General features: G+C 67.0%; 18 protein-coding genes, 1 tRNA gene and 1 pseudogene. 7 read left to right on the top strand and 13 right to left on the bottom strand.

Annotated features, from left to right (window positions below; all coding sequences use genetic code 11):
- Positions 1-6: 6 nt before the first annotated feature.
- From nuoG to ald, 10 genes and pseudogenes are all read right to left on the bottom strand, one after another.
- On the bottom strand, positions 7-2,226 hold the full coding sequence (nuoG, locus tag Q0X16_RS06535; protein WP_297832230.1) for an NADH-quinone oxidoreductase subunit NuoG: 2,220 nt from the start codon (positions 2,224-2,226) through the stop codon (positions 7-9).
- Positions 2,223-3,590: an NADH-quinone oxidoreductase subunit NuoF gene (gene nuoF / locus Q0X16_RS06530; protein ID WP_297832227.1), complete on the bottom strand. Its 1,368-nt coding sequence runs from the start codon at positions 3,588-3,590 to the stop codon at positions 2,223-2,225. Before nuoF ends, nuoG begins: the two co-directional genes overlap by 4 nt.
- Positions 3,590-4,117 (bottom strand): NADH-quinone oxidoreductase subunit NuoE, encoded by a 528-nt coding sequence (gene nuoE, locus Q0X16_RS06525; protein WP_297832224.1) that lies wholly within the window; start codon positions 4,115-4,117, stop codon positions 3,590-3,592. The genes nuoF and nuoE overlap by 1 nt, the downstream gene beginning before the upstream one ends.
- A 55-nt stretch (positions 4,118-4,172) precedes the next feature.
- The gene (locus Q0X16_RS06520; protein WP_297832220.1) at positions 4,173-5,483 is read right to left on the bottom strand and encodes an NADH-quinone oxidoreductase subunit D; all 1,311 of its coding nucleotides are present in this window, start codon (positions 5,481-5,483) and stop codon (positions 4,173-4,175) included.
- Positions 5,480-6,241 carry an NADH-quinone oxidoreductase subunit C gene (locus Q0X16_RS06515; protein ID WP_297832217.1) on the bottom strand — a complete coding sequence of 254 codons (762 nt, stop codon included), beginning with the start codon at positions 6,239-6,241 and terminating at the stop codon, positions 5,480-5,482. The genes Q0X16_RS06520 and Q0X16_RS06515 overlap by 4 nt, the downstream gene beginning before the upstream one ends.
- The gene (locus tag Q0X16_RS06510) at positions 6,238-6,828 is read right to left on the bottom strand and encodes an NADH-quinone oxidoreductase subunit B (protein ID WP_297832214.1); all 591 of its coding nucleotides are present in this window, start codon (positions 6,826-6,828) and stop codon (positions 6,238-6,240) included. Before Q0X16_RS06510 ends, Q0X16_RS06515 begins: the two co-directional genes overlap by 4 nt.
- Positions 6,825-7,181: an NADH-quinone oxidoreductase subunit A gene (locus Q0X16_RS06505; protein ID WP_297832212.1), complete on the bottom strand. Its 357-nt coding sequence runs from the start codon at positions 7,179-7,181 to the stop codon at positions 6,825-6,827. The genes Q0X16_RS06510 and Q0X16_RS06505 overlap by 4 nt, the downstream gene beginning before the upstream one ends.
- 198 nt (positions 7,182-7,379) lie before the next feature.
- Positions 7,380-8,000 carry an outer membrane lipoprotein chaperone LolA gene (gene lolA / locus Q0X16_RS06500; protein WP_297832209.1) on the bottom strand — a complete coding sequence of 207 codons (621 nt, stop codon included), beginning with the start codon at positions 7,998-8,000 and terminating at the stop codon, positions 7,380-7,382.
- A 103-nt stretch (positions 8,001-8,103) separates the two neighbouring features.
- Positions 8,104-10,386, bottom strand: a pseudogene (locus tag Q0X16_RS06495) (DNA translocase FtsK 4TM domain-containing protein); the annotation flags it as partial.
- 129 nt (positions 10,387-10,515) lie between these two features.
- Entirely contained in the window at positions 10,516-11,586 is a 1,071-nt protein-coding gene (ald, locus tag Q0X16_RS06490; RefSeq protein WP_297832203.1) for an alanine dehydrogenase, read from the bottom strand.
- Positions 11,587-11,720: 134 nt separating this feature from the next.
- Here ald and trxB point away from each other — a divergent pair, with 134 nt between their 5' ends.
- The 6 genes from trxB (at position 11,721) to Q0X16_RS06460 (ending at position 16,873) form a co-directional block, all read left to right on the top strand.
- Positions 11,721-12,686, top strand: a complete 966-nt coding sequence (gene trxB, locus Q0X16_RS06485; RefSeq protein ID WP_297832201.1) for a thioredoxin-disulfide reductase — start codon at positions 11,721-11,723, stop codon at positions 12,684-12,686.
- 54 nt (positions 12,687-12,740) lie between these two features.
- The gene (gene aat, locus Q0X16_RS06480; protein ID WP_297832198.1) at positions 12,741-13,493 is read left to right on the top strand and encodes a leucyl/phenylalanyl-tRNA--protein transferase; all 753 of its coding nucleotides are present in this window, start codon (positions 12,741-12,743) and stop codon (positions 13,491-13,493) included.
- A gap of 333 nt (positions 13,494-13,826) precedes the next feature.
- Positions 13,827-14,045, top strand: a complete 219-nt coding sequence (gene infA, locus Q0X16_RS06475) for a translation initiation factor IF-1 (protein WP_297174849.1) — start codon at positions 13,827-13,829, stop codon at positions 14,043-14,045.
- 135 nt (positions 14,046-14,180) lie between these two features.
- Complete coding sequence (locus Q0X16_RS06470; RefSeq protein ID WP_297832195.1) at positions 14,181-15,125, top strand: cysteine synthase family protein; 945 nt, start codon at positions 14,181-14,183, stop codon at positions 15,123-15,125.
- A gap of 8 nt (positions 15,126-15,133) precedes the next feature.
- Complete coding sequence (locus tag Q0X16_RS06465) at positions 15,134-15,784, top strand: glutathione S-transferase family protein (RefSeq protein ID WP_297832193.1); 651 nt, start codon at positions 15,134-15,136, stop codon at positions 15,782-15,784.
- 174 nt (positions 15,785-15,958) lie between these two features.
- Positions 15,959-16,873, top strand: a complete 915-nt coding sequence (locus Q0X16_RS06460; protein WP_297832191.1) for a pirin family protein — start codon at positions 15,959-15,961, stop codon at positions 16,871-16,873.
- 12 nt (positions 16,874-16,885) lie between these two features.
- On the opposite strand, the gene Q0X16_RS06455 is transcribed toward Q0X16_RS06460, so the two are convergent.
- Positions 16,886-18,778 (bottom strand): aromatic amino acid ammonia-lyase, encoded by a 1,893-nt coding sequence (locus Q0X16_RS06455; RefSeq protein WP_297832188.1) that lies wholly within the window; start codon positions 18,776-18,778, stop codon positions 16,886-16,888.
- 33 nt (positions 18,779-18,811) lie between these two features.
- Positions 18,812-20,182: a histidine--tRNA ligase gene (hisS, locus tag Q0X16_RS06450; protein ID WP_297832185.1), complete on the bottom strand. Its 1,371-nt coding sequence runs from the start codon at positions 20,180-20,182 to the stop codon at positions 18,812-18,814.
- A 161-nt stretch (positions 20,183-20,343) separates the two neighbouring features.
- Between hisS and Q0X16_RS06445 the strand changes: the two genes are divergently transcribed.
- Positions 20,344-20,420 (top strand) — tRNA-Pro (locus Q0X16_RS06445).
- A 41-nt stretch (positions 20,421-20,461) separates the two neighbouring features.
- Here the strand turns inward: Q0X16_RS06445 and Q0X16_RS06440 are convergent.
- Positions 20,462-21,442: a TraB/GumN family protein gene (locus Q0X16_RS06440; RefSeq protein WP_297832181.1), complete on the bottom strand. Its 981-nt coding sequence runs from the start codon at positions 21,440-21,442 to the stop codon at positions 20,462-20,464.
- Between the last annotated feature and the right edge of the window lie 275 nt (positions 21,443-21,717).

Here is a 21,717-nt window from a genome sequence, read left to right as displayed (position 1 = left end):
CTGTCATCATGGGCGGGCAAGGCTCACTGTGGCCGCGGCCGCGAGCGGCGCGGTGGCGTCATAACCGGATTCGATCCACACGCAGCCGCGGGCGACCCGCCTATCGTGCATGACCGGCAGCATTGCCGCTCCCAGCTTGCCCATTGCGTCATGGACCACACCGACGGCGGAGGCGTCTTCCGGGTGCACGCTGGCGCGCGGGCTCTTGTTCAGCGGATGCGATTGCAGCGCCTCGCAGCGGCGGACCACCGCATCGACGCGGTAGATCGCACGCGTGACGGCGACTTCCAGTCCTCCACCCGTCTGCGGCGCCACGCCGCGAGCCACGTTCACTTCCTTGCGCGTCATGCCGGCGCGCAGTTCGTCCAGCGTGGTGAACCCGAAGCCGGGAAGCGCCAGATCGCCACCCAATGCGCGCAGCACGCGCCAGCCGGAATGGGCCGCGCCCTGCAGCTTGCCGGCCGGCAGCGCCTGCTGTTCGATGCCGTCGAGGTTGGTCAGGCTGGCTTCGATCTCGGGGAAGGCGCCGATCGGCAGCAGCACGTCGGCCACCGCCTTGAGCGATTCGCTGGCATACGCGTTGAGCGCCACGACCTGGGCCGCGCCCAGCGCTTCCATCGCCGCGATCGGATCGACGCAATCCAGCGCCGGCTCGATGCCGTGGACGATGTAGGCGCCGCGACGGTCCTTGAGCATGGCGCGGGCATCGCGTCCGCTCGGAAGCACGCCCAGACGGGTCAGGCCGACCGCGTTGGCGCCCTGCGGGATGCGGCACAGGCTGGCGCCGGTGCGGGCGGCGAACGCCGCCGCCGCGGCGCGGATCGCGGCCGCGTGCGGGCCGTTTTCCGCGATCTCGCCGACGATGACCGCGGCACGGCCGGCGTCGCCAAGATCCAGTCCGGCCAGCGCCGAGGCCAGCTTCGAGGGCGCCACGATGTGCTTGCCGGCGCTGTCGAACGTGAACTCGAAATCGACCGGATTGACCACGAACACCCGCGCGCCGGCCTTCCACGCCTTGCGGACGCGCTGGTGCAGCAGCGGCACCTCGTGGCGCAGGTTGCTGCCGACGATGACGATGGCATCGGCTTTCTCGATCTGCTCGACGGGCATGCCGAAGGACTCGGCGCTCGCGCCGTCGGACAGGTCGATCTGGGTGATGCGGTGGTCGATGTTGCCGCTTCCCAGACCCTCGGCCAGACGCGCCAGCAGCGCGCCTTCCTCGTTGGTCGTCGCCGGATGCGCCAGCACGCCGAGCGCGTCGCCGGCATTGTCCTTGAGGATCTGCGCGGCGCGCGCCAGCGCTTCGTCCCAGGTGGCCTCGCGGAGCGTGCCGTTGTCGCGCACCATCGGCGCGACGGCGCGGTCTTCGCTGTACAGGCCGGCGCGCGCGTAGCGGTCGCGGTCGGAGAGCCAGCACTCGTTGACCGCCTCGTTGTTGCGCGGCACGCAGCGCAGGATCTCGCCGCGCCGGGTGTGCAGGAACAGATTGCTGCCCAGCGGATCGTGATAACCCAGCGACGGACGCGCGATCATCTCCCACGGCCGTGCCTTGAAGCGGAACACCTTGTCGGTCAGCGCGCCGACCGGGCAGACATCGATGACGTTGCCGGACAGCTCGGTGGTCAGCGGCTTGCCGTCGTAGGTGCCGATCTGCAGGTTCTCGCCGCGGTACATGCCGCCCAGCTCGTAGGTGCCGGCGATTTCAGCCGTCACGCGGATGCAGCGCGTGCAGTGGATGCAGCGCGTCATGTCGCTGGACACCAGCGGGCCGAGGTTCTCGTCGGCCACCGAACGCTTGCGTTCGACGAAGCGGTTGACCGAGCGCCCGTAGCCCAGCGCCAGATCCTGCAGTTCGCACTCGCCGCCTTGGTCGCAGACCGGGCAATCCAGCGGGTGGTTGATCAGCAGGAATTCCATCACGTTGCGCTGGGCCTGCATGGCCTTGGCGTTGCGCGTGAAGATCTTCATGCCGTCCATCACCGGCGTCGCGCAGGCCGGCGACGGCTTGGGCGCGGGGCGTCCGCCGACTTCGGTATCGACCATGCACATGCGGCAGTTGGCCGCGATCGGCAGCTTGGGGTGGTAGCAGAAACGCGGGATCTGGATCCCCGCCTTGTCCGCCACCTGGATGATCATCGCCCCCTTGGGCGCGGCCAGTTCGACCCCGTCGATGAAGACGGTCACCTGGTCCGGCGGCAGGTTCGGGTTGACGGGCTCGGCCATCACACCCCTCCCTGCACGGCCGCAGCGAGGGTGCCGGCCCGTTCGTCGTCCACATAGAACCGCTTGTTCACGATGGCGTATTCGAATTCATGCCAGTAATGGCGCAGGAAGCCCTGCACCGGCCAGGCCGCGGCCTCGCCGAAGGCGCAGATGGTGTGGCCCTCGATCTGTCCGGCGGCCGCGCGCAGCATCTTCAGGTCGTCGAGATTGGCCTGGAAGCTGGCGATGCGGTTGAGCATGCGGTTCATCCAGCCGGTGCCCTCGCGGCAGGGCGTGCACTGGCCGCAGCTTTCGTTCTTGTAGAAGCGGCTGATGCGCTGGCAGGCACGCACCATGCAGGTGGTCTCGTCCATCACGATCACCGCGCCCGAGCCAAGGCCCGACCCGGCGTTCTTGATGCTGTCGTAGTCCATCGTCAGCTTCATCATCACCTCGCCCGGCAGCACCGGCATCGACGAGCCGCCCGGGATCACCGCCTTGATGCGGTGGCCGTTTCGCACGCCGCCGCACATCTCGAGCAGTTCGGCGAACGGAATGCCGAGCTTGACCTCGTGATTGCCCGGGCGGTTGACGTGGCCGGAGACCGAGAAGATCTTGCAGCCGCCGCTGTTGGGGATGCCCTGAGCCATGAACCATTCGGGGCCGTTGCGGATGATCGCCGGCACCGAGGCGTAGGTTTCGGTGTTGTTGATGGTGGTCGGCTTGCCGTACAGGCCGAAGTTGGCCGGGAACGGCGGCTTGTAGCGCGGCTGGCCCTTCTTGCCTTCCAGCGACTCCATCAGCGCGGTTTCCTCGCCGCAGATGTAGGCGCCGGCGCCGAGCGCGTTGTAAATGTCGATGTCGATGCCGCTGCCGAGGATGTCCTTGCCCAGCCAGCCGTGCTTGTAGGCTTCGGCCAGCGCTTCCTCGACGTGTTCGAACGGCTCCAGGTGGAACTCGCCGCGCAGGTAGTTGTAGGCAACCTTCGTGTTGGTGGCATAGCAGGCGATCGCCAGCCCCTCGATCACCGCGTGCGGGTTGTAGCGCAGGATGTCGCGGTCCTTGCAGGTGCCCGGCTCGGACTCGTCCGAGTTGCACAGGATGTACTTCTCGCCGTCGCCCTTGGGCATGAAGCTCCACTTCAGACCGGTCGGGAAGCCCGCGCCGCCGCGGCCGCGCAGGCCCGAGGCCTTGACGATCTCGATCACGTCCGCCGGCGGGATCTTCTCGGTCAGAATCTTGCGCAGCGCCTGATAGCCGCCGGTCTTGAGATAGTTCTCGTACGACCACGGCCTGTCGAAATGCAGCGTCGTATAGACCGCCTGATGCGCCTCCGGCGCCGGGCCGACCGGACCCTTGCCTTCCGAGTAGTAGGTGTGTCCGATCATTACTTCAGCCCATCCAGCAACTCATCGACCTTCTGCGGCGTGAGCTTCTCGTGGTAGTGGCCGTTGACCACGGCCACCGGAGCGCCGCAGCAGCCGGCCACGCATTCTTCCTCGCAGCGCAGATAGACGCGCCCGTCCGGGGTCGATTCGCCCAGCTTCACGCCCAGCTTCCTTTCGGCATGCGCGACCAGATCCTCGGCGCCGTTGAGCCAGCAGCTGATGTTGGTGCAGAACGACACGCTGTTGCGGCCCACCGGCTCCAGTTCGAACATCGAATAGAAGGTGGCGACCTCGTAGGCCCACACCGGCGGAATGCCGAGATACTTCGCGACCGCCGCGATCAGCTCATCGGTCAGCCACCCGCCATTCTGTTCCTGCGCCGCGTGCAGGCCCTGCAGCACGGCCGATCGCCGCCGCAGCGCGGGGAACTTGGCCAGCCAGTGATCGATGTGGCCACGGGTGACGTCCGACAGCGCGGCCATCGGATCGATGTTGCGGCAGGCTTCGAAATTGCCGGTTGCTTTCATGGGTTGGAACCTCCGCGGGCTGCGGCGGGGCAACCGGCGAACGGGGTACGGGCACTCATCGATCCACCTCGCCGAACACCAGGTCGTAGGTGCCGATCATCGCCACCACGTCGGAGAGCATGTGGCCCTTGACGATCTCGTCCATCGAGGCCAGGTGGGCGAAGCCGGGGGCGCGCAGATGGACGCGGAACGGCTTGTTGGCGCCATCGCTGACCAGGTAGCAGCCAAACTCGCCCTTGGGCGCCTCCACCGCGGCATAAGTCTCGCCGGCCGGCACGCAGTAGCCTTCGGAGAACAGCTTGAAGTGGTGGATCAGCGCTTCCATGCTGTGCTTCATCTCGGCACGGGACGGCGGCGCAACCTTGTAGTTGTTGACCATGACCGGGCCGGGGTTGGCCTTCAGCCACTCCACGCACTGGGCGATGATGCGGTTGGACTCGCGCATCTCGGCAATGCGCACGAGGTAGCGGTCGTAGCAGTCGCCGTTGACGCCGATCGGAATGTCGAAATCGACCTCGGCGTACTTCGCATAGGGCTGCTTCTTGCGCAGATCCCACTCGATCCCCGAGCCGCGCAGCATGACGCCGCTCATTCCCAGGGCCTTGGCCTGCTCGGGCGCGACGACGCCGATCCCGACCGTGCGCTGCTTCCAGATCCGGTTTTCGGTCAGCAGGGTTTCGTATTCGTCGACGCGATCCGGAAAGGTCCGGGTGAAGTGCTCGAGGTAGTCGAGCAGCGAACCTTCGCGGGCCTCGTTGAAGCGCTTGAGCTTGCCGCCCTTGTGCCAAGGCGACTCCTTGTACTTGGGCATGCGGTCCGGCAGGTCGCGATAGACGCCGCCCGGACGATAGTAGGCCGCGTGCATGCGCGCGCCGGACACCGCCTCGTAGGTGTCCATCAGCTCCTCACGCTCGCGGAAGCTGTAGAGGAACACCGCCATCGCGCCGAGGTCGAGCGCATTGCTGCCCAGCCACATCAGGTGGTTGAGGATGCGGGTGACCTCGTCGAACAACGTGCGGATCCACTGCGCACGCTCCGGCGCCTCGATCCCCATCAGGGTTTCGATGGCGCGCACGTAAGCGTGCTCGTTGCACATCATCGACACGTAATCCAGCCGGTCCATGTACGGGATCGACTGGTTGAATGGCTTGGATTCGGCCAGTTTCTCGGTGCCGCGATGGAGCAGGCCGACGTGCGGATCGGCGCGGCGCACCACTTCGCCATCCATCTCCAGGATCAGGCGCAGCACGCCATGGGCCGCCGGATGCTGCGGCCCGAAGTTCATCGTGTAGTTGCGGATTTCCTGCCGGGCCTCTTCCGGATTGCTGGCGAACGGCTCGGAGCTGGGCATGACGTGCGCGTTCATCGGCGGGTCTCCCGGTCGAGGATGCGGTGTTCGATCTCTTCCTCGGCGGTGTCGAAGCGGCTGTCGTCGCGAATCACCCGCGCCACGCCCACGCGCGGCACCACGCTGGTGACCGGCGCATAGACCACGCGCTTGCGCTCGGCGTCGTAGTGCACCTCGACATTGCCGATCAGCGGGAAATCCTTGCGGAACGGATGGCCGATGAAGCCATAGTCGGTCAGGATGCGGCGCAGGTCGGGATGGCCGTCGAAGATCACCCCGTACAAGTCGAAAGCCTCGCGCTCGTACCAGTCCGCGCCGCGCCAGACGCCGGTGACGGAAGGCACCATCGGCAGGCCGTCGTCGGGGGCGAAGCAGCGCGCGGCGACGCGCTTGTTGTCGCGGATCGAAAGCAGCTGCATGACCACCGCGAAGCGCCTGGTTTCGCGGCGATCCGGGGCGATGCCGGCCGGGGTCGAGACCTGGTGGCTGGGCTCTTCGCCCCAGTTGAACCGGCCCGGGCCGTAGCCTTCGGCGCCACGGCCGAAGCCGTGCCAGTTCGCCTCGACGCCGTCCCACTCGTCGTTGCCATAGCCGAGGTAATCGACCCCGCACAGGTCGATGAAGGTATCGAATCCGAACTCGTCACGCAGCGCGGTGGCGGCCGACAGCCAGATTTCCGGGGTCAGTTCCAGCGTGATTTCACCGCGCGGCTGCGCGACCTTGAGCGCCTCGGCGCCGAAACGTGCGGCAAGCGCATCGACCAGCGTCGTGCTCATGCGCGCGCACCTTCGGGCTTGTCCGCCTTGGAGAACGGGTTCTGCTCCAGGCGGCGAATCTTCTTCTGCAATTGCAGGATGCCGTACACCAGCGCCTCGGCGGTCGGCGGGCAGCCCGGCACGTAGACGTCGACCGGAATCACCCGGTCGCAGCCGCGCACCACCGAATAGGAATAGTGGTAGTAGCCGCCGCCGTTGGCGCAACTGCCCATCGAGATCACCCACTTCGGATCGGGCATCTGGTCGTAGACCTTGCGCAGCGCCGGCGCCATCTTGTTGACCAGGGTGCCGGCCACGATCATCACGTCGGACTGGCGCGGCGACGGGCGGAACACCACGCCGTAGCGGTCGAGGTCGAGCCGCGCGGCGCCCGCGTGCATCATCTCCACCGCGCAGCAGGCCAGGCCGAACGTCACCGGCCACATCGAGCCGGTGCGCGCCCAGTTCCACAACGCGTCCATGCTGGTGGTGACGAACCCGTTCTGCTGCAGCGGGTTGCCGTCGCCGGCCCGCAGGATGTCGTCCAGCCTGCCTTCGGGCAGCGGATTGTTGGCCGCATCGAGAACGCTTTGGACGAGGTTGCTCATTCCCACTCCAGCGCGCCGCGCTTCCACACGTACGCGAAACCGATCACCAGCAGCACAAGGAAGGTGCCCATCTCGATCAGGCCGAACGCCCCCAGATCGCGGAACACCGCCGCCCACGGGAAGACGAAGGCGATTTCAAGGTCGAACACGATGAACAGGATCGCGACCAGGTAGTAGCGCACGTCGAACGGCATGCGCGCGTTCTCGAACGCATCGAAGCCGCATTCGTACGGAGACAGTTTCTCCGGGGACGGCCGCTTGGGGCCGAGCACGTTGCCGACGATGATCAGGACAATGCCGATGCCGGCAGCGACGATCAGGAACAGCAGGGGGGGAAGATACTCGGCCAGCACGCTTGCCTCATGCGTTGTGGAAGAGTTCGACGACACGAAGCCGTCGACCGGTAGCCGCGCATTCTACCCGCCGCGATGCGGCCACGGCCATACCTGCATCGCGTTTTCACGCGAACAGCGGCCCTCGTTCCCGCTTGCGATGCACCCAATCGCGAATGGTTCGCAACACGCGCGAACTGCGGCGGCGGCGAACCGCTCTTACCCGCCGATCACATCCACGCCGGTGGGCGGTGTGAAGACGAACGTTCCCGCGGCAAACGCCGGGTTGCGCTTCCAGTTGCTGAAACGGATCTCGGTGCGCTGGCCGAGCGCGTCCTCGTATTCCATGCGCAGCAACTGGTTGCGCAAGAATCCCAGGCGCGCGCTGCGGAACCCGGCCTCGGCGCTGCGAGGCTGGATCGACAGCCAGTTCAGGCCGTCGGCATCGCCGGCTTCCTTGACGATGAAATCGCGATCAAGCCGTGCCGGGTCGAGCAGGACGGCCAGCGGGCTGCTGGCTTCTTCGGCGCCCTGCGGGCGGCGGCTTGCCTGCTTCAGGTCTGGATCGAACACCCACACGGTCTTGCCATCGGCCAGGACCAATTGCGCGTAGGGCTGCCGGTATTCCCAGCGGAACAAATGCGGCGCCGACAGCGCCACGCGACCGGAGCTGGATTCCTTGCGCCGTCCCTGCGGGTCGTACACCTCCTGATTGAACTGGCCGTCCAGACCACGCAGGCCCGAGGCGAATGCCGCGAGGTCCTGACGCGCCCCTGCGTCGGCGATGCCGCTGGCGGACAACAGCACCACGGCCAGCGTGGCGGAAACGATGGATTTCATGCAGCACCTCCTGCGGCGTTGCGAACAGTGTGTCGCCACCATGCTGAATGCAGCATTCTCCGGCACCCGCGCGCAGGGCGCGCTTCCTCGGGCCACCCTGCCCTCAGCGCGGCGGCGGCGGTGCCAGCACGGCGCGATCGCCGTTGTGCTCAGGGGCGCTGACCACGCCTGCCGCTTCCATCGCTTCGACCAGTCGCGCGGCGCGGTTGTAGCCGATCTTCAATCGCCGCTGGACGCCGGAAATAGAGGCGCGGCGGGTTTCGGTGACGATCTGCACGGCCTGGTCGTACAGCGGATCCGCCTCCGGATCGATGCTGACCGGCGCTTCCGGCAAGCCGCCGGCGCCGACGCTGCTGCCGTCGTACATGGTCTGGGTTTCTTCCAGCACACCCTCGATGTAATCCGGGCCGCCGCCGTCCTGCTTGAGGTGCTCGACCACGCGATGCACTTCCTCGTCCGACACGAACGCGCCATGGATGCGCTCGGGCATGGCGGTTCCCGGCGGCAGATAGAGCATGTCGCCGTTGCCGAGCAGGGTTTCCGCGCCGCTCTGGTCGAGGATGGTGCGGGAATCGATCTTGCTGGAGACCTGGAAGGCGATGCGGGTGGGAATGTTGGCCTTGATCAGGCCGGTGATGACGTCCACCGACGGCCGCTGGGTGGCCAGGATCAGGTGGATGCCGGAGGCGCGGGCCTTCTGCGCGAGGCGCGCGATCAGTTCCTCGACCTTCTTGCCGACGATCATCATCATGTCGGCGAATTCGTCGATGAACACGACGATGAACGGCAACGGCTCCAGCGTCGGCGCGACCTCGCCCGATTCCGGCCCGGCCTTGAACAGCGGGTCGAGCAGCGGCTGGCCGGCGTCGATGGCGTCCTTCACCTTCTTGTTGAAGCCGGCCAGGTTGCGCACGCCCACCGCGCTCATCAGCTTGTAGCGGCGCTCCATCTCCGCCACGCACCAGCGAAGACCATTCGCGGCCTCCTTCATGTCCGTCACCACCGGCGCCAGCAGGTGCGGAATGCCCTGATAGACCGACAGTTCCAGCATCTTCGGGTCGATCATCAGCATCCGCACGTCCTGCGCGGAGGCCTTGTAGAGCAGCGAGAGCACCATCGCGTTGACCGCCACCGACTTGCCGGAACCGGTGGTGCCGGCCACCAGCAGGTGCGGCATCCGCCCGAGGTCGGCAACGATCGGCTTGCCGGCGATGTCCTTGCCCAGCGCCAGCGTCAGCGGACTGCCGGATTTGTCGTATTCCTTCGAGCGCAGCAGCTCGCTCAGGTAGATCATTTCCCGGCGCACGTTCGGGATTTCCATCCCGATCACCGATTTGCCGGGGATCACGTCGACCACGCGCACCGACTTCACCGACAGCCCGCGGGCGATGTCCTTGTCGAGCGAGGAAATCTGGCTGACCTTCACCCCCGGCGCGGGCTGCACCTCGAAACGGGTGATCACCGGGCCCGGATAGGCGCCCACCACCGCGGCATCGATGCGGAAATCCTTGAGCTTGAACTCGATCTGCCGCGACAAGGTCTCCAGCGTGTCCTCGTCGTAGCTCAGGGGCTGCGGCTTGGGTTCGTCGAGCAAGGCCAGTGGGGGAACACCCAAAACATCGCCGCCGTGGAACAACGGGATCTGCTGCTCGCGCTTGGCGCGCTCGCTCTTTTCGACCACTGGCGCGGTCGGCGGCTCGATCCGCACCGGCTCGCGCCTGGCGCGTTGCTGGCTGTCGGCGCGCCGCGCTTCTTCGCGCTCCTCGCGCAGCGCCCGCGCTTCGCCCCACTCGCTCGCGGTCTTCGCGCCCTGCCGTGCGCCGCGGTCGAGCAGGCCCGGCAGCGCCAGCACCCAGGCGCCGATCCGGTCCATGACCGCCAGCCACGACAACCCGGTGGCCAGGGTGACGGAGATCAGGAACAAGGTGACAAGGAACAGGTTGGCGCCGACCGGGCCGAAGCCGTGCAGCAGCGAGCGCCCGGCCAGGGTGCCCAGGATGCCGCCGCTGCCCGCGGAAAAATCGTTGGCCGGCACGCCGCGCAGGAACAGCAGGCCGCAGCTGGCCACCAGAAAACCGACGATGCCGACCAGGCGCAGCGCCGGACCGAGGTCGGCCCTGCCATCGCCATCGCTGTCCATCCCGAACAGCGCGATCCAGGCGATCGCGCCCAGCACGAAGGGCAGCAGGAAGGCGACATAGCCGGTCAGGAACAGCAGGAAGCTCGCGGTCCAGGCCCCGGCAATCCCGCCGAGGTTGTGGACCGGCGCCAGCAGGCTGCCGCCATGATCCCAGCCCGGATCCGACGGCGAATAGGAAAACAGGCAAGCCAGCAGGTACAGCAGCAATGGCGCGATCGCGATCAACGCGATGTCGCGCCACAGCTTGGGCAAGGATTGCGAACGGCTGCCGCGGTCACGCGACGCCGGTTTCCGGCCGGTCTTGCGAACGTCAGCTACCGCTTTCCCCACCTGCGATCAAACCTCAGGAATCTTCCGCACCTGCTTGATAGTACGTCAAAGATTCATGCCGTGCAGCGCCGGATGCACGATTTTCCCGGCTTCGACGTTGATGCCCTTCACCAGCGCCGCGTTGTTGCGCCAGCTGTCACCCGCCGCAAGCAGGTTGATCCAGGGCAGGATCGCCGCGCAAATCGCCTGCGAGGAGGTCTGCGGCACCGCGCCGGGCATGTTGGTGACGCAGAAGTGGGTGACGCCCTCTTCCACGTAGGTCGGTTCCTTCCAGTTGGTCGGGCGCGAGGTCTCGAAGCAGCCACCCTGGTCGATGGCGATGTCCACCAGCACGCTGCCCGGCTCCATGCCCTTGAGCATCTCGCGGTTCATCACGTGCGGCGCGCGCGCGCCGGTCACCAGCACCGCGCCGACCACGAGATCGGCCGAGGCCACTTCGCTGGCGACGAGGTCGTGGTAGGGGTACAGCGCCGTGACGTTGTTGCCGAGCCGGCGCATTTCGTCCATGCGGTCATGGCGCATTTCGAACACCGTGACGTTGGCGCCCGCCGCGGCCGCCAGCGTCGCCGCCGCACCGCCTGCCTTGCCGGCGCCGAACACCACCACCTTGCCGCGTTCGGTCGCCGACAGGCCGCCAAGCATCTTGCCCTTGCCGCCCATCGGCTGGTGCAGCAGGTGGGTGCCGACCTGGGTCGCCAGGGTGCCGGCGATCACCGACATCGGCGCCAGCAGCGGAAGTTCGCCATTGGCCAGTTCCACCGTCTCGAAGGCGATGCCGGTCAGGCCGATCTCCAGCAGGCGCCTGGTCAGCGCCGGTTCGGCCGCCAGATGCAGATAGCAGAACAGCAGGTGGTCCTTGCGCAGGTGCTGCAGGTCGCCGGCGATCGGCTCCTTGACCTTGACGATCATCTCGCCCTTTTCGTACAAGGCGGCGGCGTCCGGCGCGATCTTCACGCCCAGTCGGGTGTACTGTTCGTCCCCGAAACCGGACTTCAGCCCGGCGCCCTGCTCCAGCCACACCTCATGCCCACGCTTGACCAGATCGCCCGCGGCGGCCGGCACGAGCGCAACGCGCCCTTCGAGGGTCTTGGTTTCCTTGGGGACTCCGATACGCATGGTTCGCTCCTGATGGGTCAGTGTTCTTGCCGTGGTCAGCAGCGTTCCGGCGATCGCGGCTTGTATCGCTGCGCGGCGGCCGCCAAGCTAGAGGCTTCCCGCCGCCAACGCGAATCCTTCCAATTATAGGGACATTGCCCGCCACCATGACCACGCCCCGCCACGTTCGCCTCCTGATCCTCGGCTCCGGCCCCGCCGGCTGGACCGCCGCTGTCTATGCCGCGCGCGCCAACCTCAAGCCGGTCGTCATCACCGGCATGCAGATGGGCGGCCAGCTGACCACCACCACCGAGGTCGACAACTGGCCCGGCGACGCCCACGGCCTGATGGGCCCGGACCTGATGGCGCGGATGCAGGCGCACGCCGAGCGCTTCGATACCGAAGTCGTGTTCGACCACATCCACACCGCCGACCTTTCGCAGCGCCCGTTCGTGCTCACCGGCGATTCCGGCGAATACAGCTGCGACGCGCTGATCATCGCGACGGGCGCCACCGCCAAATACCTCGGCATCCCATCCGAGGAAACCTTCAAGGGCCGCGGCGTGTCCGCCTGCGCGACCTGCGACGGTTTCTTCTTCAAGGATCAGGACGTGGCCGTGATCGGCGGCGGCAACACCGCCGTGGAAGAGGCGCTGTACCTCTCCAACATCGCCCGCAAGGTCTATCTGGTCCACCGCCGCGACACCCTGCGCGCCGAGAAGATCATGCAGGACAAACTGTTCGCCAGGATCGAGGCCGGCAAGATCGAGCCGGTCTGGCACCACACCGTCGATGAAGTGCTGGGCAACGACGCCGGCGTCACCGGCATGCGCCTGAAGTCGGTGCAGGACGGCAGCACCCGCGAAATCGACGTGCAGGGCTTCTTCGTCGCCATCGGCCACAGCCCGAACACCGAACTGTTCAAGGATCAGCTCGCCATGCGCAACGGCTATCTGACCATCCGCACCGGGCTCGACGGCAACGCCACCCAGACCAGCGTGGAAGGCGTGTTCGCCGCCGGCGACGTGGCCGATCAGGTCTACCGGCAGGCGATCACCTCGGCCGGCTTCGGCTGCATGGCGGCACTGGACGCGGAGAGGTTCCTCGACGAAGGGCACTGATCCGTACCGAACCAATACCGGATCGCGCCCATGGGTCGCTCCTACAATGGGGCGATGGAGCTTCACCTGCCGCGACTCGGTTCCGACCCGGCATCGCCCTTCCCTCCGGTCGAGCGCGCGCTGGCCGATCCCGACGGCCTGCTCGCCTTCGGCGGCGACCTGTCGCCCGCGCGATTCCTCAACGCCTACCGCAGCGGCATCTTTCCCTGGTATTCGGAAGGCGAACCGATCCTGTGGTGGAGTCCGGCGCGGCGCGCGGTGCTGCGCAGCGATGGCGTCCATCTGCCGCGCAGACTCCGGCGCCAGCTGCGCCACAGCGGCTGGACGGTGCGCGCGGATACCGATTTCGTCGGCGTCGTTCGCGGCTGCATGGCGCCGCGGCACGGCCAGCGCGGCACCTGGATCACCACCGGCATGTTCGCCGCCTACCGCGAGCTGCATCGCCTCGGCCACGCACACAGTGTCGAGGTGTACGCGGGCGAGACCCTGGTCGGCGGTCTGATCGGACTGGCGTTCGGACAGATGTTCTGTGGCGACAGCATGTTCTCGGCGCAATCCGGCGGCTCCTCGCTGGCGCTGGCGGCGCTCGCCAGCCGCCTGCACGACTGGGGCTGGCCGCTGATCGACGCCCAGGTGCCAAACGCCCACACCGAGCGTCTGGGCGTCGAGGTCTGGCCGCGCGAGCGCTACCTCGCCGCGCTGTCGCGACAACGCGACCTGCCGGGCACTCCGGGACAGTGGACGGAACGCTTCGGTTCCTGGTCGGCTGCTCAAATCCTGACCGCCACACCACCACACGCTACGTAGCCAACGTCCATCGCAATGCGTCACTGCATCGGGAGTCGACGATCTCTGGGCACGGACAGTGCTGTTTGTTGACGCGGATAATCGCGGATGAACGCGGATCAAACCTTCAATCAGATTTTATCCGCGCCAATCCGCGTCAAAAATGCTTGTCCTGCCCCCTGCCGGAACCCGTCGCGAACCACGCACACAGACCGGTCAAGGCCGAAGGCCGCCGCCGGGTTCGGGGATGCCCGCACCCGGTACCGCAGGTGCGCGTTTTGCGAACAACCCGGCAACGTGCGAAAATAGTGGACTTTGGGACCGCATTCGCGGCGCCCGGTATGCATTCCGCCCATGGCGAAAGACGACGTCATCGAATTCGAAGGCACCATTTCCGAAACCCTCCCGAACACCATGTTCCGGGTGACGCTCGAAAACGGCCATGAAATCATCGCCCACATCTCCGGGCGCATGCGCAAGAACTACATCCGCATCCTGACCGGCGACAAGGTCAAGGTGGAGATGACGCCCTACGACCTGACCAAGGGCCGCATCACCTACCGGCACCGCTGAGGCTCCCGGGATCGATCCAAGACAAACGCCCCGCAAGGGGCGTTTCGCGTTTTCGCGCGGCGTTGACGTCGGTCAGTGCGAGCATGGGGGGCGCACGGCAACACTGTGCTCCCTGCGCCCACTCGTGTGACGACCATGCCCACCCGCTATCCCACGGTTTCGACCAACATCCTCGACGCCATCGGCGACACCCCGCTGCTGGACATCGACGCCGTCTTCGCCAAGTGCGAGTTCCTCAATCCGTCCGGCTCGATCAAGGCCCGGATCGCCAAGTACATCGTCGAACGCGCCGAACGCGAGGGCCTGCTCAAGCCCGGCGACACCATCGTCGAGGCCACCAGCGGCAACACCGGCAACGCCTTCTCGATGGTCGCCGCGGTCAAGGGCTACCGCATGCTCGTGGTCATGCCCGAGGGGCTGTCCACCGAGCGCGTGGCGATCTCGCGCGCGTTCGGCGCCGAGGTGCTGTTCTGCGGCACCTTCCACGTCAACGACGCGCTGGAGCGCGCGCGCCAGCTCGGCCAGCAGCCCGGCTTCTTCTTCCCCGGCCAGTTCGAGAACGAATGGAACGTCGAGGAAAACCGCAGCTGGCTCGGTCAGGAAATCCTGTCCCAGCTCGGCGGCCGCATCCCCGACGCTTTCGTGCACGGCGTGGGCACCGGCGGCACCCTGATCGGGGTCGGCCAGGCGCTGCGCGCCGTTAACCCGAACGTGCGGCTGTTCGCGATGGAGCCTTCGGAATCGCGCACCATCCTGTGCGGCGAAGTCGCGCTGCATCAGATCGAGGGCATCTCCGACGGCTTCATTCCCGGCATCTTCGCCCGCCACCGCGAACTGGTCGGCGACAACACCATCAGCGTGTCCAGCGAGGACGCGGTGGCCGAAATGCGCAAGCTGGCGCGCACCCGCGGCCTGCTGTGCGGCCCCAGCTCCGGAGCCCACCTGCTGGCGGCGCAGCGGATCCGCGCGCAGCACCCGGACATCAAAACCGTGGTGACGATCTTCGACGACGAAGGCGAGAAATACCTGCACGACTTCTACATGCCGCAGTCGTCCAAGCAGCCGCTGCCGTTCCACTGAGTCGCGCCATGCTGCTGCTCGACGCCCTGAGCCCCGCCCCGCGCACGCTGCGGATGTTCCTGCACGAAAAGGGGCTGGAGCTGCCGAGCCGCCAGATCGACGTGTTCGACGGCGAGAACCGCCGCCGCCCGTTCCTCGACGCCAACCCCGCCGGACAGACCCCGGCGCTGCTTCTGGACGACGGCACCTGCCTGTCCGAAGCGGTGGCGATCATGGAATACCTCGAAGAACTGCATCCCACGCCGCCGCTGATCGGCACTACGCCGCAGGAGCGCGCCCAGGCGCGGATGTGGCAGCGCCGCGCCGAGCTCAACATCACCGAAAACATCCACAACGCCTACCACTACGCGGAAGGCCTGGCGCGTTTCGAACACCGCATCCCGGTCGCGCCCGAAGCGGCGGCCGGGCTCAAGCGCGTTGCGCAAGACCGCATCGCCTGGCTCGATGCGATGCTCGACGGGCACGACTATCTGGCCGGCGCCCGCTTCACCTTCGCAGACATCTGGCTCTACGTCTGGCTGGACTTCGCCGATTCGGTGGGCCAGCCCTTCGACCGCCGCCTGCCCCACCTCGGACCGTGGTTCGAGCGCGTCGCCGCCCGCCCCAGCGCCGCCGCCAGCCTGTATCCGGACTGCAAGCCGGGCGGCGTGCGCGGCTGAACCTCGTTTGCTGAAGCCGAATGCTTGCGGCGCTCCGGAGGCAAGTCTGCACACGGTCCATCGTTCCAGATTCGAAACACTCAGGCGATAAACCGGGTATTTGTTTCAGAAAACCAGGTGCAATATCGTGACCATCGCCGCGCAACCCGCGTTCGCGCCCAAGGGAGCACCGCCATGAACACCACCCTCGCCATCGCCCGCAAGACCGTGCTTTCCACCCGCAAGGCGCCGGGTCGGCACTGGGTGGGCAACGGATTCCCCGTGCACGGGATGTTCGACTACAACAGCCCGGGCGTGCCCGACCGCAGCCCGTTCCTGCTGCTCGACTACGCCGCGCCCATGGAATTTTCGGCCACCCGCGAACGGCGCGGGGTCGGCAGCCATCCGCACCGTGGGTTCGAGACCGTCACGATCGTCTATGACGGCGAAGTCGAACATCGCGACTCCACCGGCGCCGGCGGCGTGATCCGCAAGGGCGACGTGCAGTGGATGACCGCGGCCGGCGGAATCATCCACGAGGAGTTCCACTCGGCCGACTACGCCGCGCGCGGCGGTCCGTTCGAGGTGGTGCAGCTGTGGGTCAACCTGCCCGCCAGGGACAAGCTGTCGGCGCCGCACTACCAGGGCATCACCGACGACCGGATTCCCGCGGTCGGCTTGCCGGACGACGCCGGCAAGGTACGGGTCATCGCGGGACGCTTCGGCGACAGCGCGGGACCGGCCAACACCTTCACGCCGATGAACGTGCTGGACGTGCGGCTCAAGGACGGCCACGCGCTGGATCTGCCGCAGCCGGACGGCTGGAACACGCTGCTGGTGGTGCTGGCCGGTCGGGTGACGATCAACGACGCCACTGCGCTCGACGCCGCCGAAATGGCGACGCTTTCCGCCGAAGGCGAAGCGCTTACCCTCGTCGCCAGCGGCGATGCCAAGATCCTGCTGCTGTCCGGCGAACCGATCGACGAGCCAGTGGTCGGCTACGGGCCGTTCGTGATGAACACCCGGCAGGAAATCACGCAAGCCATCGAGGACTTCAACAGCGGGCGTTTCGGAAAACTGCCCCGGGCGCGCGGCGCCCGCGAAGCCTGAGTCACCCCGGATTCAGGCCGCGCGCGCCGCGGCGAGCACGCTGCCGTCGGCCACCATCGCCACGGCGGCGGCCACTTCCGCATTCAAGGCCCGATCGCGATCCAGATGCGGGATGCGGCTACGCAGCGCCGCATGCGCGGCGGCGACCGCCCTGCCCGGCTGGAATTCGTCGGCGTTGGCCAGCTGCACGCGAAGCGCATCGACTTCGGCGAGGAAGTCCGCACGTCCGGCCGCTTCGCCAGGCGGGCCGCCCAGCACCTTGGCGGCAAAGCCTTCGGCATCGCTTTGCCGCGCCAGTTCACGCGCGGCATTGATCATGTCGCGACGCAGGTCCAGCGCCTGCGCGGCCACCAGCAATTCCAGCCCCAGCACCTTGCCCAGGTCGCCGACCATCGCCAGCACGTGGCGCGCCTCATTGGCGCCCATCGAGACGTGGTCCTCGGCGTTGGCCGAGGTCGGGATCGAATACACCGACGCCGGCATCGCACGCGTAGCCAGGTCGTTGACGATCGCCGCCGCGGTGTATTGCACGATCATGAACCCGGACTCGGTGCCGTCCTCGTTGCCGATCAGGAACGCCGGCAGTCCATCGTTGGTCGCAGGGTCGACCAGCTTGTTCAGGCGGCGCTCGCTGATCGAAGCCAGCACGGGTATGGCCGCCTTCAGATAACTCATTGCCAGCGCCAGCGGCATGCCGTGGAAGTGGCCGGCCGAGATCACCTGCTCCTCGACGTGGGCGGCATCGGTCTTGTCCGGGAACACCAGCGGGTTGTCCGTCACGGCATTGAGTTCGACGTCGAACACGCTCTTGGCCTGTTCCAGCGCATCGCGCACCGCGCCGTGGACCTGCGGGATGCAGCGCAGCGAATAGCTGTCCTGCGGCTGGTGCTTCTTGCCGCCGCGGAACGGCAGGAAGCGCTGGTAGAACTTCTCGCGACCATGGCGCTGCGAGAACGCCACCCAATCCCAGACGATGTCGAAGCCCAGCGCCTGCGAATCCGGCGTGTCCCAGCTATCCGGCTGCCAGGGGCGGAATTTCGGCACCAGATGGTAGGGAATGTTGGCCAGCGTGGAACCGTCCAGCAGTTGCAGCAGATGGGCGGCGGTCTTGACCTGACCGGGATGCGGGCGCAGCGCGTGCACCTCCGGCGCGAACGCGCCGAGGCGACCGGCGAAGGCGTCGATGGTCATCGCCGCGGCCAGGTCGGCGGTATCCAGCAAATCTTCGAGCTGCTGGATCGCCAGCACGCCGGTCGCCAGCATCTGCGCGGTGCCGTTGTTCAGCGCCAGTCCTTCCTTGTAGGACAGATCGACCGGCTTGAGCCCGCGCCGGGCCAGCGCCTCGCCGCCCGGCATCCGCACGCCGTCCACGAAGGCCTCGCCCCCGCCGATCAGCACGATGGCCAGGTGCGAGAGCGGCGCAAGATCGCCCGAAGCGCCCACCGAACCCAGCTGCGGAACCACCGGCACGATGCCGGCATTGAGCAGGTCGGCCAGCGCCTGCAGGGTCTGCACGCGGATGCCCGAATGCCCGCGCAGCAGGGTGTTGATGCGGATGCACAGCATCGCCCGCACCACCTCGGGCGCGAACGGCTCGCCCACGCACACCGCGTGGGTGACGATCAGGTTGTGCTGCAACTCGATTCCCGGCGCCCTCTCCGACGCCTGCGCGCCCGGCAGATCGTCGCGCAGACGATGCGCGCCCAGCAGCTTGTCGGCATTGCTGCCGAAGCCGGTGGACACGCCGTAGATGGGCTCCTGCCTGGACACCTGCTCGGCGAGGAAATCCGCGGCCCTGCCGACCCGTTCCAGCGTGGCCGGGGCCAGTTCGACCATCGCGCCGTAGGCCACGGCAACCAGCTGGGTGCGGGTGAGCGAAGTACCGTCGAGCAGAATGCGCCTCATCGTGGGAATCAACCTCAAGGAAAATGGTTTGCCTCAGCCAAGTCGGACGGGCTGCTCTCGTTCAACCCGCAGGACCGATGCCAGCTCGGCTTCGGCCACTTCGAATTGCTCGCCGCGGCGCAGGTCCTTCACCGTCACCACCCCACGCGCGGCCTCGTCCTCGCCGCGCATCACCACGAAGCGGATCCCGGCCTTGTCGGCGTACTGGAACTGCTTGGCCAGCTTGCGCGGCTCCAGCTGGGTTTCCACGTTCAGGCCCGCCGCCCGCAGCCGCTGCGACAGCGCCAGCGCATGCGCCAATCCCGCCTCGTCCAGCAGCGCCACCAGCACGTCCACCGAACTGTCGGCGGTGCTGACCAGCCCGGCCTCCTGCAGCTGGTAGAACAGCCGGGTCAGGCCGATGGAAATGCCCACGCCCGGCAGCTTCGACTTGGTGTAGTGGCCGGCCAGGTTTTCATAGCGGCCGCCCGAACAGATCGAGCCGATCTGCGGATAGGCATCCAGCGTGGTCTCGTACACGATGCCGGTGTAGTAATCGAGCCCGCGCGCGATCGACAGGTTCAGCGCGTAGCGGCGCTCCGCCACGCCCAGCGCCTTGAGCTGCTCGAGAATGGCGCGTAGCTCGTCGCGGCCTTCGTCGAACAGCGGCGTGCCCGCGCCCAGCGCATCAAGCTTGGCCAGCGCATCCGCGTGGCCATGCGAGCGCACCTGCGAGAACGCCATCAGCTTGTCGATGACCTCCGCGCCAAGCCCGAAGCCCTCGCCCGCCAGCGTGTCGCGCACCGCGTCGGGGCCGCGCTTGTCGAGCTTGTCCAGCTCGCGCAGCACCAGCAGCTGCGCCGCACCGATGATGCCCAGGCCTTCGAAATAACCGCGCAGCAGCTTGCGGTGGTTGAACTGGATGGTGAATTCGCCGATCGCCAGCCGCTCGAACACCGCCGCGATCACCGCCGGGATTTCCGCATCGAAGCGCGGCGACAGGCTGTCCTTGCCGATCACGTCGATGTCGCACTGGTAGAACTCGCGGAAGCGCCCGCGCTGGGCGCGCTCACCGCGATAGACGCGCTGCATCTGGTAGCGGCGGAACGGGAACGCCAGCTCGTGCTCGTGCTCGGCGACGTAGCGCGCCAGCGGCACGGTCAGGTCGAAGCGCAGCGCCAGCTCGGGCAGGCCGTCGTTCTGCTTCTCCAGCGCGCCGGTGGACTGCACGAAGTACACCTGCCGCTCGGTTTCGCCGCCGGACTTGGTCAGCAGCACCTCGGACAGCTCCATCACCGGCGTTTCCACCGGCAGGAAGCCGAAGCGCTCGAAGGTCTGGCGGATGGTGTCGAGCATGCGCTGGAACGCGATCTGGTCGCGCGGCAGCAGCTCCATGACCCCGGTGGGGGTGCGTGGCTTGATCAACGCAAGACTCCGCTCAGCGAAACCCGCATTCTAGGGCCCGGGCATTTTCAGCGCAGCAGGATCGTGCTGACATCGGGGTCGAGGCGTGGCGAAATCCCGCCCGATCGTTCCCGACCCCTTGCCGTTGCACCGGCATACCCATAAAATTGCCGCTCTGCCATCGGGGTGTAGCTCAGCCTGGTAGAGCGCTACGTTCGGGACGTAGAAGTCGCAGGTTCAAATCCTGTCTCCCCGACCAATGGCTTCGGCGAAAACCGGCCCAGCGCCGGTTTTTTCGTTTCAAGGCGCCTGCAGCGGTATCACCTCGACCTTGAATCCATCGCGACGCAGGCGTGCGATCAGGCCATCCGGTCCAGCCAGGTGCAAGGCGCCCACGGCCACCAGGGCGCTCTGCCGTCGGTACAGGTCCTCGATCGCGTCGATCCAACGCGCATTGCGATCTTCCAGCAGGCACAGTCGGGAACGCCGTTCGATTTGCTTCGCGGCATCGCTGAGCCCGTCCATGCGGTCCACGTCGGTCAGCCACGCATCGAGATCCCGCGCCCTGTAGGCGGCCATGGCTTCGGCCGAGTCGAGCTTCAGGAACATCGGTTTCTGCAGGCGTTCTGCCAGGACCTGCGCCTGTTGTCCTGTCGGCACGCAGTCGAGCGCCCGCAGCTGGTCTTCCAGGGATTCCAGATGCACCAGCCGTTTGCCCATGCCGCCGGCGATTCGCTGCAAGCGGATATCGACGTTGTCATCACCGCCCTGCTCGCCGCGCGCTTCCAGCAAGGCCAGGACCATCCACGGACGCATCCGCTGCAGATCGCGCACCTGCACGTCCGGCAGCAGTTCCCGCGCCTTGGCCATGGCATCGGCCCCCACCAGGCGATCCAGCGAGGTCCGCGCGGGCAGCCACCGATAGCCGTCCAGCCGGGTGTCCCATTGCGTATCGACATCGGCCTCGTTGACGAAGACCGCAACTCCATCCAGCAGCCGCCCCAGCGTGGCGTAATCGACATCCTGTTCTTCGGGCGTTCCGAAATGGATCGTGCCGAACAGATAGCCGATTCGTGGCGCCGAGCCGTCCTGCTTCGGCGCGGTAATCCGGAACAGCACGCCCCGATCGGATTCCGCTTCCGGATGCAGGACATCCGCCGTGCCCTGGTTGGCGACGCGGGACCGCACGCCGCGGGTAAGCCCTTGCTGCGGTTGCGCCGGCGCCTCCTGTCTTGCAGATGCCTCATCCTGGTCCGCCTGCGGCTGGACTGCGGTTCGCACGGCCTGGTTTGCCGTGCCCCCATGCAGGCTTCTCGTGGCATCCCGCGGCGTTTCCTGCAGCGGCAGCGCAAGGACGCCGGACGTCGCGAACGCCAGCAGCAGCATCGATAGTCGCAGTCCCGCGCGACGACTCCATCGGGACAGCGTCAAGTACTTCCGACTCTGCTGACTGGAAAACGGGTCATCGTACTCTGGCATGGCCACCCAGCCCGGATCGAATCTGGGAAAGACCGAACAATCCGTATTCCAGTCGATCCGAATGCGTGCTGGTCGCG

The organism is Thermomonas sp. (assembly GCF_025993755.1).
Taxonomy (GTDB): Bacteria; Pseudomonadota; Gammaproteobacteria; order Xanthomonadales; family Xanthomonadaceae; genus Thermomonas.
This window is presented reverse-complemented; position numbering and strand designations above follow the sequence as displayed.